The sequence below is a fragment of the Frankia sp. Hr75.2 genome, assembly GCF_949319125.1.
Taxonomy (GTDB): Bacteria; Actinomycetota; Actinomycetes; order Frankiales; family Frankiaceae; genus Parafrankia; species Parafrankia soli.
Genome location: NZ_CASGGV010000299.1, coordinates 94,932 through 107,522 on the forward strand (window position 1 = coordinate 94,932; position 12,591 = coordinate 107,522).

A 12,591-nucleotide genomic window follows, 5' to 3' on the forward strand; every position below is an offset into this window, starting at 1 on the left:
CGATGATCCCATGGCGCTGAAGATCACGGTACGGCTGAACCCGTGGGGTGCCACGGCGGCGCTCGACGGCGACCTGGACATGGCGACCGAGGCGCCGGCCGGGGCCGCCCTCGACGCCGTGCTGACCGCGGTCGCCGCCCGGCGTACGCGCTCTCCCGGGCCTGTGGGACCTGTGGGGCTGGTGCTCGACGTGTCCCGGGTGTTCGCCGACGTCCGCGGACTCACTGTGCTGCACCTGCTGTGGCGCGCCGGGGAGCGCCGCGCGGTCGCCGTCGCGCTCAGCGGAGCGGGGCCGCTGCTGCACCGTATGGTGGAGCTGCTCACGTCGCCTGGAGTTCCGCTCTACCCTGACGTCGCCGAAGCCTGGAACGCCGTGCTGACCACGTCCGAGCGGGTGTAGTCGGCGGTCGTGCCGACGGTGCCTCTCCGCGCCCTCCGGCCAGTCGCGGGAGAACACATGGAGATCGAAAAGGCGCGCCTGGACGCCAGCCTGACCCGGCTGCACCACCTCGTCCCCGAGCGGGTAGAGCTCGGTGAGCTGCTGTCCGAGGCCGTGCGCGCGATCACCGACGTCTTCGGGCTCGACGGCGCCGGCATCCTCGTCGTCGACGCCGACCGGGCCCTGCGCAGCGTCGCCGCGAGCAACAGCAGCGGGCGCCTGCTGGAACAGGTGCAGGAGGAGCTCGGCGAGGGCCCGTGCGTCGAGTCCTTCGTCCTGGACGAGCTGGTGGTGAGCCCGGATCTCGCGGGTGAGGCCCGCTGGCCGCAGGCCAGGCCCAGGCTGCTCGCCGGCGGGGTGCGGGCGGTCCTCGGCGTGCCGATCCGGATGGGCGGCGGCCCGATCGGGACGTTGAACGTCGCCGACGACTCGCCCCGGGAGTGGACCTCCGCCGAGCGCGAGGCCCTCGAGCGGTTCGGGCAGGTGCTGGAGAGCATCCTGCTCGCCGGTATGGTCGCCGACCGCAGCACCAAGCTGGCCCGCCAGCTGCAGTTCGCCCTCGACTACCGCGTCCCCATTGACCGGGCCGTCGGCTACCTGATGGCCGTCTGGGACACGGACGCCGTCACCGCCTTCGAACGGCTGCGCCGCGCGGCGCGCAGCAGCCGCCTACGGGTGTCCGAGCTGGCCGAGGAGATTCTCGCCGGGCGGGTCCGGCTCTGAGACCCGCGGGTCCGGCTCTGGGTCCGCGGGTCCGGCTCCGAGGCCCGCGAGGCCGTCGTCGCCCGAGGCCCCCGGTTTCCCCGAAGCCTGCGGCTGTCTCGACCCCGCTTCCGGGGGTTAGCCCGATGGCTGCCGCGCCTCGTGTTCTTGTTCACTGTCCGCGGGGAAGCTTCGGGTTGTCACCAGACCGACAGGCCACATGTCTACCGCTTGCTCGCCTGGTCGGGAAGTGTCGGCCCCTGATGCCACCATCCGGTGAGTGATGGCCGTGGATTTCCCCACGGCAGAGACGAATTAGCTAGAGGAATAACGAATGATCCAGAAAGGAGGGTGATGATCGAGGCACGAGGGCTGACCAAGCGTTACGGCCGTACCGTTGCCGTCAACGACCTGACCTTCACGGTGCAGCCCGGCAAGGTGACCGGCTTCCTGGGCCCCAACGGCGCGGGTAAGTCGACCACGATGCGCATGATTCTCGGGCTCGACCACCCGTCGGCCGGCAAGGTCCTGATCGGCGGGCGCAGGTACCGGGAGCTCAAGGAGCCGCTGCGCGAGGTCGGCGCGCTGCTCGAGGCGAAGTGGGTCCACCCCAACCGCTCGGCGCGCGCACACCTGCGCTGGATGGCCGCTTCCAACCGGCTGCCCGCCAAGCGGGTGGACGAGGTCCTGGAGATCGTCGGTCTCACCGGGGTGGCCGGGCGCCGGGCCGGGGGCTACTCCCTCGGCATGGCCCAGCGCCTCGGGATCGCGGTCGCGCTGCTCGGTGACCCCGGGGTGCTGCTGTTCGACGAGCCGGTGAACGGCCTGGACCCGGAGGGAATCCTCTGGATTCGCCAGTTCATGCATCGGCTCGCCGATGAGGGTCGCACGGTGTTCGTGTCCAGCCATCTCCTCTCCGAGATGGCGCTGACCGCCCAGGAACTCATCGTCATCGGCCGCGGGCGACTCATCGCGCAGACGAGCACCAAGGAGTTCATCAACTCGGCGTCCGACTCCTCGGTGCGGGTACGCGGCCCCGAGATGGAGCGGCTGCACAGTGTCCTCACCGGCCAGGGCCTGGCGGTCCAGGAGACACCCGCCACCACCGACATCCCGGCCGCCCTGGTGGTTCGCGGCAGCTCCACCGAGCAGGTGGGCGAGCTGGCCGGCACCGTCGGGCTGGTCCTGCACGAGCTCTCCGAGTCGCGTGGCTCGCTGGAGCAGGCGTTCATCCAGATGACCGGCGGCGACGTCGAGTATCACGCGGGCGGTGTCGGCCCCACCGGGCCGCTCGTCGGCACCGGGCCGGCCGGCGCACCCGGTGTTCCCGGGTTTGCCGGCCCGCCGCCCGGCGCGGTGCCACCAGGGGGTGCTCCTCCCGGCGCTGTGCCCGCTCCCACCCCTCCGGGCGCGACACCCGCCGGACCATCGGGCCCCGGCGGCCCGTCGGTACCGGCGCCTACCAGCCCCGGTACCGATGCCTGGACGGGGGTCAACAAGCCATGACGCTGCTCACCGTCGAGCGGATCAAGCTCTTCTCCACCCGCTCGCCCTGGTGGTGCATGATCCTCGCGGTCGCGCTCACCGTCGGCCTCACCGCGGTCTTCAGCGCCGCGACCAAGCCGAGTGACCTCGCCGATCTGACACCGAGCGTGACGCAGTTCGCGTACAACTTCGGGCTCGTCGTGATGATGGTGATGGCGGCGCTGGCCGTCACCACTGAGTACCGCTTCGGGACGATCAGGTCGACGTTCCTCGCCGTTCCCAGCCGGACGCCGGCGCTGCTGGCGAAGACGGTCGTCGTCGCCGGGCTCGCCGGGATCGTCGGCGAGATCACCGCGGTGGCCTCCTGGGGCGTCGCGCGCCTGATCCAGCCGGACGCCCCGCTGGTCCTGAACACCAGCCAGGAGTACCGCAACGTCTTCGGGATCGGGCTGATCTACCTTCTCGCGGCAATCTTCGCGATCGGTCTCAGTCTGTTGATCCGGCACAGCGCGGGCGCGATCGTGGTCATGCTCGTCTACCTGTTCCTGGCGGAGAGCCTGCTGCCGGTCATCCCGCGCATCGGTGACCACATCCAGGACTGGCTGCCCTTCATCGTCGGGAACAACTTCATCGTCGCGGGGCAGCCGGAGACGAACGACGGGCCGCCGGTGGTCGGGGGCCTGCCCTTCGGGCCCTGGGGATCGTTGATCTACTTCGCCGCAGTCTGCCTCGGCATCCTGGCGATCGGCCTCGCCGCCGCCAAGCGGCGGGACGCCTGACCCACCGCGGGAAGTCTGGCCCCCAGCGGGTCGCCTGACCCTCTGGGGAAGTCGACTGATCGGGGCTGCGGGGGCCCGGCCGGACGTCGTTCCGGTCGGGCTCTGTGGCGTCGGGCGCTGTGGAGTCGGTCCTTCTGGAAGCCGGGCTCGGGATGCTCGGTCGAGATTGTGCCGATTGCTGCCTCCAGGCAGGCAGTTTGTGGTCTGAAGCAGGGCCCGCGCGCATCCCGCGCCGCTACTGTGGGTAGCGAATACTCTGATGCGACAGCTGTGGTGGCGGGGAGCGGCTCGTCCGCGGCTGTTCGGAGCATTCGACAGCGACCCCGGGCATTTCTGCCTCACCTCGGCGGCCCGCGTCGCGATCGTCGCCCCCGCCCTGCTCGCCCTCGTCTCCACGCTTGTCGGCGATGTGCGGATGAGCCTGTTCGCCTGGTTCGGCGCCTACGCGCTCCTCGAGTTCGTCGACTTCGACGGGCCCCGACCGGCCCGGCTCACCGCCTACCTCACGCTCGCCACCACCGGTGCCGGGATGGTCGTCCTCGGCACGCTCGGCTCGCGCTCGCCCTGGCTGGCGGCGTCGATGACCGCGGTCGTGGCCTTCGTTGTGATGTTCTCCGGCGTGCTGAACGCCAAGGTCGCCGTCGCCGGCCGATCCGCGTTGCTCGCCTTCGTGCTGCCTGTGATGACACCCGGCCCGATCTCGGCGATACCGGAACGGCTGGTCGGCTGGGGGCTGGCCTCGGTCGCCTCGATCACCGCCGCGATGCTGCTCTGGCCGCGCCGCCCGCCGGACCGCCTGCGCGCGGAGACGGCGGACGTCTGCCACGCGCTCGCGACGGCCGTGAGCTGGCAGCCCCAGGTGCCGGACCCGCCGGCGGCGGTGTCGCGCGGTCCGGCGGCCGACGTGTCGCGGCGTCCGGCGCCCGATCTCTGGCCGGCGCTGCGGCGGCTGCGGCGGCAGTTCGTCGCGACGGCCCACCGCCCGACCGGGGTCGGTGGCCGTGCGGCGGCGCTCGGCCACCTGGTGATGGACGTCAACTGGCTGGTGCCGTTCGCCCTTCCGTGGCCGGAGCGGGACCGGACCGCCCGCGCCTGCTTTCCCGCGGAGGCCGCCGAGCTGCACGCCGCCGTCACGGCGACGCTGCGCGCGGCGGCCACCCGCATCGGACCGTCCGACCACGGTCAGCCCAGGCCCAGGCCCAGGCCCAGGCCCAGGGCCAGGGCCGACGGCGGGGGTGGTGGGGTGCGGGTCGGGGACGATCGGCTCGGGATCGCGCGACTGGAACGGTCCGAGCGGGCGATGCGGTCGGCGTTGCTGCGGCAGCTGCGGGAGCCGGCGCCTGCCTGCCCACCGGACCTCGCCGCGGCCGAGGCGTTCCGCCTGCGCCGGCTGGCCCGGGGGGCCAGGGAACTGGCGCTGAACGTGCTGCGGGTGACCGGCCCCCTCCCGCCCCGCCCGCCTGCGAGTCCCGTCCGGCGCACCGTGGACGCGTTCCATCACGCGCGCCGGCTGGTGCGCGAGCGGGGAACCGCCGCGACCGATCTCGCCGCCGGCTACGCCAGCCCGCGGTCGGTGTGGTTCCGCAACAGCGTGCGCGGCTCCCTCGGCCTCACCACGGCGGTGATCATCGCCCAGGCCGCCGGGCTCCAGCACGGCTTCTGGGTCGTGCTGGGGACCTTGTCCGTCCTGCGCTCGAACGCCATGGCCACCGGTTCCGCCGCGGTACGCGCGCTCGCCGGCACCGGAGTCGGCATCGTCGTGGGTGGCCTTTTCGTGGTCGCCGTCGGCACCCACACCGCCGTCCTGTGGGCGGTTCTCCCGCTCGCCGTGCTGCTCGGGAGCTACTCCCGCCGCAGGTCGGGGTTCGTACTGGGCCAGGCGGGCTTCACGGTCGCCGTGCTCATGCTGTTCAACATCGTCGAACCCGCCGGCTGGCGGGTGGGCATAGTACGGATCCAGGACGTCATGATCGGGTTCGGGGTGAGCATCGTCGTCGGTGCCCTGCTGTGGCCCCGCGGTGCGGTCGCCGTGATCCGGACCCGCGCCGAATCCGCCTACCGAAGTGCGGTGACGTTCCTCGATCTCGTCGTCCCGCACGCGCCGGGTGCCCCCGAGCATCCGGCCGTGGCACCGGCCGCCCGCGAGGCGATCCGGGCCGGCCGCCTCCTCGACGACGCCGTACGCCAGTTCCTCGCCGAGCAGCCGCCGGGCCGCTTCGACGTCGACGCGCTGATGACGATCGCCGCCGGCGCGCTGCGTATCCGGCGGACGGCGCAGCTCCTGTGGAACGGGGACGTCCCCTGGCCGCCCGATCTGACGCCCGATCTCCCACGCGCGGCCGGCGCCGGCCGCGCCGAGGCCACCGGCTTCGCCGTCGCCCAGGGCATCCTCATCGAGGACATGCGGGACCTCTGCCGTTGGTACACCGCCTACGCCACGGCCCTCGGCGCCGCGCGGCAGCCACCCGAGCCCGAAGCCGGCTCCGGCCGGGCCGCTACAGCCGGGCTGATCATGATCCACAGGGCTGCCCGCGCGCACCGCGGCCCCGAGATCCTCGCCGGTGCCGCGCTGACCTCCCGGGCCGCCTACCTGGACATCCTGCGCGACCTGCAGCCCCGGCTGACGGCCGCCGCCACGGCGCTCGACCGGACGTCCGACGGCGGCCGGGACCGCCCGCGCAAGCCGGTCGATCAGGCGCCGGGGCCCCAGGGGTCGCGGCCGGCCCCGGAACGCTCGCGAGCCTTCATCCGAGCCTCGTAGACGTGCCGCTGGCCGTCGGTGAGCAGGGCGCGCACTCGTTCCTCCGTGCTGACGAACGGCCGGTAGTACAGGTCGTCGTACTCCTCGACGATCTGGAACGTCCACCGTCCGTCCAGCACGTTGCGGCCGTGCAGCTCCCGCCGTACCTCGGCCGCCAGCCGCGGGTGCCCGGCCTCGCACAGGGCGTCCAGCGCCTCGCCGAGAATGAGATCGGCGCGGCCGGAGAGCTGGTGGAAGGAGTACAGCGCGCCCCGAGCGCGCTCCACCCACTCGAGGGCCTCGCTGAGCTTGCCGGCCGCCGCAGAGGTCGCGTCGTCGACCTGCGGGACCGTCCGATCAGCCGCGGGCTCTGCGAGCTCTGCGGGTGTGGCGGGCGTCGCGGAGGACGGGGGCGGCGTGGGTGCGGCGCGCGCTGTGGGCTTCTGGGCCGCCCACGAGGTGTGGCGATCGTGCCGCCCCGCGGTGTTCGGTGCATGGGCACTGGTCACAGTCCTGGCGTGCCCGGCCGGGCCGGACACAATCAAACCGATCTTGCGCGGACCACCTGAGGCGACCGGCACGATGGGCGTGGCGCGAGGCCGACGACGGAGGAGAACACGGTGGACCACGAAGACACTGATGGTCCGTGGTGGGTGCACTGCCGGTGCGGTGAGCTCAACGGCGAACATCCGACCGAAGCCGACGCCCGTGCGGCGGCGGATGGCCATTCGGCCTCGGACAGGCGATGCGGCGAGATCTCGATGAGCGCCTGCCGACCGGGCGTCGGCTTCGTGCCGATGTTCCTGCTGGGCGACGACAGCTGCACCGACGCGACGACCGACCAGGAGGCCGACGGCCAGTGGCAGGTCACCTGCTCCTGCGGCGCGCTGGACAGCCTGCGTTTCCTCACCGCACAGGACGCCCAGGCGGCGATGGGTGATCATCTCGATGCCGAGGACGACCGCGCCCGCGCGCTCTTCGAGCAACTCGCCGGGGACGGCTTCGAGGGCCGCCTCCGCCGCGGCTGACGAGCCGGGGTCAGGGGCCTTTCGTCTCCCGACCGAGACAGTCGGGTGATGTCCCGGACACCACGGCCGCGGGCTGTGAGACCCTGGTCAGGTACCCGGCGGGCACATGACAGACGAACTCCGGCAAGCCGGACACAGCCTGGCAGAGTCTCCGCAGGTCAGGAGGGCTCGCCTAGTGGCCGATGGCGGCGGTCTTGAAAACCGCTATGGGGAGTGATCCTCATCGTGGGTTCGAATCCCACGCCCTCCGCTCTGTGATGTCTCGGGACATCGGCATAGCCCTGAACCCACGATCCTGGGTTCAGGGCTTCGTGGTTTTCGGGCCCGGCCATGCGGGATCTCCCGGAGGGCCGGACCCCCGGGCGGGGGACGGGCGGGCGGCGCATATGGGGTCGTGACGGCATCGGGGGGTGGCGGCAGACTCGGTGATGGCAAGCGGGTGACGGGGGTAGGGCGCTTTGGTCGGGGGGTCAACGTCCAATCACACCCGCGGCCTGGGCGCACGCCGGCACGGGGGCGGCGTGCGGTAGGTGGTGGGCACCAGTCCGGGGGGATCCGGTGCCCACCACCCATCCGAACGGACCGGTGAAGTGATCGTCCGGCCTCACCCGATCAGGCCAGGTCCCCCCGGGAGGTGGACGCGCCCCGCAGGTGGGTCTGCGGCGCGATCGCGCGGTCCTTCGCGCGGGAGCCCAGGTAGCGGGCCTGCGTGGCCGCCTGGAAGGGCCAAAAGCGGACCGTACGAACAAGAACTCTGAAGAGTCGACGCCCGGTTGCGTGACGCTTGTGCCGGTGTACGACAGGATGGCCCGGTGCCTCCCCGCCGCTCTACTGGTCGGCGCGCGATCCCGGCCCCGCTCGCGCCGAACACCGCCCCACGTGCCGTTTCGGTGACGTTGCCGATCCGTCCGGGCCCGTCCGCCCAGCAGGCGCTGCCCATGCCGGTCGAGTCCTCCCGTCAGCCCGCGCGCCTGCGCGACTTCCCCACCGCGATGAGCTGTGGCGGCTGCGCCGAGCACTGGTCCGATCTTGAGGCAGCACACTGCCGGGCGTGTCATCAGATCTGGCCGTCGGCGGTCGGGTTCGACGATCATCTCGTCGAGTGCCCGGCCGCGCCCGAGATCGCCCCGCGTAAGCCGAAGCGGATCCCGGACCAGCGCCGACGTCCAGCAGAGGGCGCGGAGGCCGGGCCCGATGTCCCCGCGGACGCCGCCCGCGACGAGTGGAACGTCGCCTGACACCGACCGGCTGACGGGTCCCGCGGGGCAACCTGGCGCGGACGAGCCGGCCATCGGGCGCAACGGCCCGGTCGGCGGGTCCTCGAGCTGCTACGTTCCGGCGCGGGAGCGCGGTTGGGCGTTCCGCTAGGGCGTGCGCGGGGCGGGAGGACGGCATGACCGTGTGCGGGCTGCTGCGGCTGGACGGCGCGGATGTCCGTCGCTCGGCGCTGACCGGGATGCTCGCGGCTTCCTCGATCGGTCTGCCCGCCGCGCGTCGCGTGCACCTGGATGGTCCGTTCGGGGTGGTGACGGCCGCTGACAGCGCCGCCGGCCCGATGCCGTCCGTGCTTGTGGGGCCGTCCGGGCTGGTCATCGTGATCGCGGAGCATGCCGCGGACGGGTGGGTCGTCCCCGGCGTGGGGTCGGTGACCGTGCTACGGCCGGGGAGATCATGGCGGCCGGTGCCGCTGCGCTCGCTGCGCGGGGGGAAACCGGACGGAGACGCCGTCCACCTCGGAAAACGGAGGAACCCAGGTGATCTGGGTGATGCCGGCGGGGCTGTTGACGATGAGCTCGGTGATCTGGGATCGCGCGGGGAGCGGGACCGGGCGGCTGACGGAGATCACGGCACGGGAGTCGCGTCCGCGCTGATGCGCGCGTACCGGGCGGCTGGCCAGCGCGCGCTGGAGACGCTGGGGGAGCATCTGCTGGCGATCGTCTGGGAGCCGGGCCGCCGGCGGATGATCGTGAGCCGCGGTGGCCGGCGTGCGGAGGAGCTTGTGGTCTGGTCCGACGGGCGGTACTTCGCGTTCGGGATGGAGCGGGCTCAGGTCCTCGCGGCGCGGCCGTTCGGGCTCGCCCGGCCGCGCCGACTCGCGGCCGGGGAGACCCTTCCCGTCACCGTCGCGACCAGGATCCGGCGCCCGCCGTTCGTGGACCTCCCCGAGCCGCGGGGGAGCGAGGCCGACGTCCCGGCGACCTGACGACCTGGTCCGCTGCCGGCAGCGGCGGGGTGGGCGCGGTGCCTAGACGGGCGCCCGGCCGGTGCCGGCAGCGCCGGCGAGCCCGGCGCGGACGAGCCCGGCGATCTTCCGCTCCGCGACGAAGGACAGGAAGGGGATCGTGCCCGCGAGCATGACCAGGACGGTCCGGCTGGCCGGGAGGCGGATCCGGCTCGCCAGATCGAGCGTCGCCGCCAGGTAGACCATGTAGAGCACGCCGTGGATCGGCCCGATGGCCGCCACGACGGACGGCTCGTCCGCCAGGTACTTCAGCGGCATTCCGACCACGACCAGCGCGATCAGGACGACGCCGACCACATAGGCGATGATCCGGTAGCGCAGGAGCGCGGACCTGACCGCGGCGGGCGCGGAACGCCCCCCACCGGGTGTTGCCGGCCGACCGGACGCCGGGGCGGCCGACCGTGACGTCACGGGGTCGGAGGATGCCGTCACCGGCGGTCTCCCTTGGTGTCGTTGTCGGAGCCAGCGGCGTCGCGTTCGTACAGCGACGCCAGATAGCGGTTGTAGGCGGCGAGCTCGCGGTCCTCGTCGGTCTCCACCTCGGCCAGCGGATCACCAGCCGTCGGACGGCCGAGCCGGGCCGGCGGGGGCGTCACCGCCACGGTTCCGGCTTTCCCCTGGCGCGGTACGGCCACGAGTGAGCCTGGTCCGTTCAGAGGGTCGCCGCCCGTGGGAGCGGGCGCCTCGGGCGCGATGCGCCCGGCCTTGCCCCACTGGGGTCCCGGATCGTCGGGGTCGCGTGGGCGGAGATCCTCGGAGATCATGCGATACCACCAGTAGGCGACGAACGCGGCGAACATCGGCCATTCGACGCCGTAGAAGAGGTTCTGCATGCTGCCGTGATCGGATTCGCCCTTCGTCCACTGCCAGACGCCCATCCGGAGGAAGAACGCGATCAGTGCGAGCGCGAGCGCGTGACGGGCGAGCCACCACGGGGAGAGCAGGATCCTGCGCACGGGACCGACGCTACCCGCCGGGTTGGGCCGGCGGGTACAACAGACGATCCGGACGTGGCGGACGCCTCCTGCCGGGGCCGCTCCGACTGGTCCGACCGGGCGATTGGCACGGATCACAGTGTGATCCGTGCCAAGGGCCACCGGGAGGTGCCTGACTGGGCCGGCCGGCGGGGGAGGGCACCATGGGGAAGTGTGGTGGGAGGGCCTGACGGGCGGAAAGCAACCCTCCCACCGGACGGAGCTCTGGTACCGCTCGGCGGAGGGCACTTCGTTTGCCGAGCGGCGTACCTGGTGTTCGAGCTTCCGCGCTGTGTGCGGCCCGCCCGCCCGGCTGGGGGGGGTTAGCGGGGATCGGGCGGGCCGGAACGACCACCGCAACCTGGCGCGGAGTACGGCGGTGCGTTCATATGTCCAGTCGCTTCGGACCGTGTGCCAGGTTGCCATCTTTCGCGATGTTTTTTTCTGTTGTCTGGGAAGAGTCCTTTGATGGGCCTCGGTGTTTGCCTGGTGTCTGTCATGTTCTTTGGTTGGCTACTGTGTGGCGTGGCTGAAGCGGTTCGGAACCCGTGCCGCGGCAGTCCTCAGTAGAGGACTCCCGCCGCGAGCGTGAGCAGCCCGACGCCCGAACCGGCCGCCACGGTGACGGCGATCGAGCCCTGACCGCGGGGAAGCCACACGGAGAGCACCCCGTCGGCGTCCCCCCGCTGCCGGGCACTTAGTGCCACGCTGCGCGACCAGGCGTTCCGACCATCGCCCACGGTGACGCGCACGCTGCCGTCCGGGGAGCCCAGATAGAGATCGAGGCGCCGCGCCTGGCCGGCCAGGGCCACGTCCAGCCGTACGGAGCCCTCGATGACCAGTCGGTCGTCGTCGCGGGAACCGGAGCTGACGGGCCGGCCGCCGTGCCAGGAGAAGCGGTTGGCGAATCCGCCCGAGCCAGAGCCGGGGCCGCGCTCGATCCGGGCGGTGCCGATCCCGGGCCGCGGGATGTCGGCCCGGGTCTGGACGCCGTCCGCGCCGAACAGGACCCAGTCGAGGCACCCCGCCGTCGGCAGGCTCACTTCCTGGCCGTGGCTGAACGGCGCCGTGGACACGCTGACACCGCCCGAGCCACCGGAGCCGCCGGAGCCACGCCGTGCGCCGTCGCGACCCGGGGGCGTGTCGGCTTCGCCGGCTCCGCGGTCCGCGGAGCCGGAGCCGTCCCGGCCGCCGGAGTGGCGCGACTCGTCGCGGCGGGGAGCGGCGCCGTTGTCGCCGCTGCCGCCGCTGCCCGGCCGGGTGTCCCGCGGCGCCGATCCGCCCGTCCCCTGGTCAGATTGGGACGCCGGTCCGTCCGGCGCGCCGGACGGTGCCGCGCTCGTGCCCGCGCCCTGGGACGGAAGACCTTCGGGGCTCAGCACGGCCGGGTCCCCGTCGCCCGGCGCCGGACTCGGTGGCCCGGCGCTGCTCGGAGCGGGGGTGACGCCGAGGCTGTCGGCCGGTGGCGCATTTCCGGCATCGGCGGAGGCCGCGCGGGGAATCCGGGTCGGCGCGGCCGTCACGGTGCCCGTGTCCGGCCGGGGGGTGAACAGGGTGCCGCTCAGCAGGACGACGCCGACCAGGGCGGTCGCGGCCGTGCCCACGACCGTGGGGATGAGCAGGCGTGGGCGCGTCCGGCGAGGGCGGCGCTGGCGCGCGGTCGCGCGCGGGCGTGCGGCTGCTCCCGCTGGCGGTGGGGTTCCTGCCGGTCCTGGTTCTACTGGTCCTGTCGACGGCGTTGGTCCTGTTGGCGGCGGTGCTCCTGCCGGGGACGTCGTCCCTGCCAGCGGCGTCGTTCTCGGCGCCGGGATCACCGGGTGATCGACCGACCGGGCCGCGGGCGCCAGGTGCCGGGCTGCCGACGGGTCCATCGCGGCGATGCGGGCACGGATGCGTTCTGTGTCCGGATCGTGCTCCGTGAGCTCGCGGTCCAGTAGGGACCGCAGCGTGCTGGTGAAATCTTGGGAGGACGGCGGCGTGGCCGTGGCCGCTCCGGAGCCGTCGCTGACGGGCGCCGAGGCCGCCACCGAGCCGGTCTCAGCTCGATCGCCGGTGCCAGCCTGATCGCCCGCGGTGCCGTGACCGTCCACCCGGCGGCGGGAAGAGCTCGAGATGAAACGGTCCCTGATCATGACATGTCCATTATGAGACCCGCGATCGTCGTGGGTACCGCTCACCGCCGTACACAGTCATGGTGTGAGG

12 protein-coding genes and 1 tRNA gene are annotated in these 12,591 nt (G+C 72.8%); 9 read left to right on the forward strand and 4 right to left on the reverse strand.

The window, feature by feature from the left end:
* Positions 1-10 precede the first annotated feature (10 nt).
* The 5 genes from AC559T_RS23965 to AC559T_RS23985 all read left to right on the forward strand — a co-directional run bounded on the left by AC559T_RS23965 (position 11) and on the right by AC559T_RS23985 (position 6,166).
* Positions 11-400, forward strand: a complete 390-nt coding sequence (locus tag AC559T_RS23965) for an anti-sigma-factor (RefSeq protein WP_498870181.1) — start codon at positions 11-13, stop codon at positions 398-400.
* Positions 401-457: 57 nt separating this feature from the next.
* Positions 458-1,162 (forward strand): GAF domain-containing protein, encoded by a 705-nt coding sequence (locus AC559T_RS23970; RefSeq protein ID WP_498870182.1) that lies wholly within the window; start codon positions 458-460, stop codon positions 1,160-1,162.
* A 333-nt stretch (positions 1,163-1,495) separates the two neighbouring features.
* Positions 1,496-2,647, forward strand: a complete 1,152-nt coding sequence (locus AC559T_RS23975) for an ABC transporter ATP-binding protein (RefSeq protein WP_071060885.1) — start codon at positions 1,496-1,498, stop codon at positions 2,645-2,647.
* A complete protein-coding gene (locus tag AC559T_RS23980) occupies positions 2,644-3,405 on the forward strand; it encodes an ABC transporter permease (RefSeq protein WP_071060886.1) in 762 nt (253 codons plus the stop codon). Before AC559T_RS23975 ends, AC559T_RS23980 begins: the two co-directional genes overlap by 4 nt.
* Before the next feature lie 259 nt (positions 3,406-3,664).
* Positions 3,665-6,166, forward strand: coding sequence for an FUSC family protein (locus AC559T_RS23985; protein ID WP_498870183.1), 2,502 nt, complete (start codon positions 3,665-3,667; stop codon positions 6,164-6,166).
* Here the strand turns inward: AC559T_RS23985 and AC559T_RS23990 are convergent.
* Positions 6,097-6,654, reverse strand: coding sequence for a hypothetical protein (locus AC559T_RS23990; RefSeq protein ID WP_235014742.1), 558 nt, complete (start codon positions 6,652-6,654; stop codon positions 6,097-6,099). The genes AC559T_RS23985 and AC559T_RS23990 overlap by 70 nt on opposite strands.
* Before the next feature lie 111 nt (positions 6,655-6,765).
* Here AC559T_RS23990 and AC559T_RS23995 point away from each other — a divergent pair, with 111 nt between their 5' ends.
* The 4 genes from AC559T_RS23995 (at position 6,766) to AC559T_RS24010 (ending at position 9,376) form a co-directional block, all read left to right on the forward strand.
* On the forward strand, positions 6,766-7,173 hold the full coding sequence (locus AC559T_RS23995) for a hypothetical protein (protein ID WP_498870184.1): 408 nt from the start codon (positions 6,766-6,768) through the stop codon (positions 7,171-7,173).
* A 161-nt stretch (positions 7,174-7,334) separates the two neighbouring features.
* Positions 7,335-7,423, forward strand: a tRNA-Ser gene (locus tag AC559T_RS24000).
* 640 nt (positions 7,424-8,063) lie between these two features.
* Positions 8,064-8,411: an FDXHR family putative zinc-binding protein gene (locus AC559T_RS24005; protein WP_235014917.1), complete on the forward strand. Its 348-nt coding sequence runs from the start codon at positions 8,064-8,066 to the stop codon at positions 8,409-8,411.
* Between the two features lie 155 nt (positions 8,412-8,566).
* Entirely contained in the window at positions 8,567-9,376 is an 810-nt protein-coding gene (locus AC559T_RS24010; RefSeq protein ID WP_498870185.1) for a hypothetical protein, read from the forward strand.
* 42 nt (positions 9,377-9,418) lie between these two features.
* Here the strand turns inward: AC559T_RS24010 and AC559T_RS24015 are convergent, their stop codons facing one another.
* From AC559T_RS24015 to AC559T_RS24025, 3 genes are all read right to left on the reverse strand, one after another.
* A complete protein-coding gene (locus AC559T_RS24015; RefSeq protein WP_083390808.1) occupies positions 9,419-9,847 on the reverse strand; it encodes a DUF3817 domain-containing protein in 429 nt (142 codons plus the stop codon).
* A complete protein-coding gene (locus AC559T_RS24020) occupies positions 9,844-10,371 on the reverse strand; it encodes a hypothetical protein (RefSeq protein WP_498870186.1) in 528 nt (175 codons plus the stop codon). The genes AC559T_RS24015 and AC559T_RS24020 overlap by 4 nt, the downstream gene beginning before the upstream one ends.
* Positions 10,372-10,952: 581 nt before the next feature.
* Complete coding sequence (locus AC559T_RS24025) at positions 10,953-11,993, reverse strand: hypothetical protein (RefSeq protein WP_498870187.1); 1,041 nt, start codon at positions 11,991-11,993, stop codon at positions 10,953-10,955.
* Between the last annotated feature and the right edge of the window lie 598 nt (positions 11,994-12,591).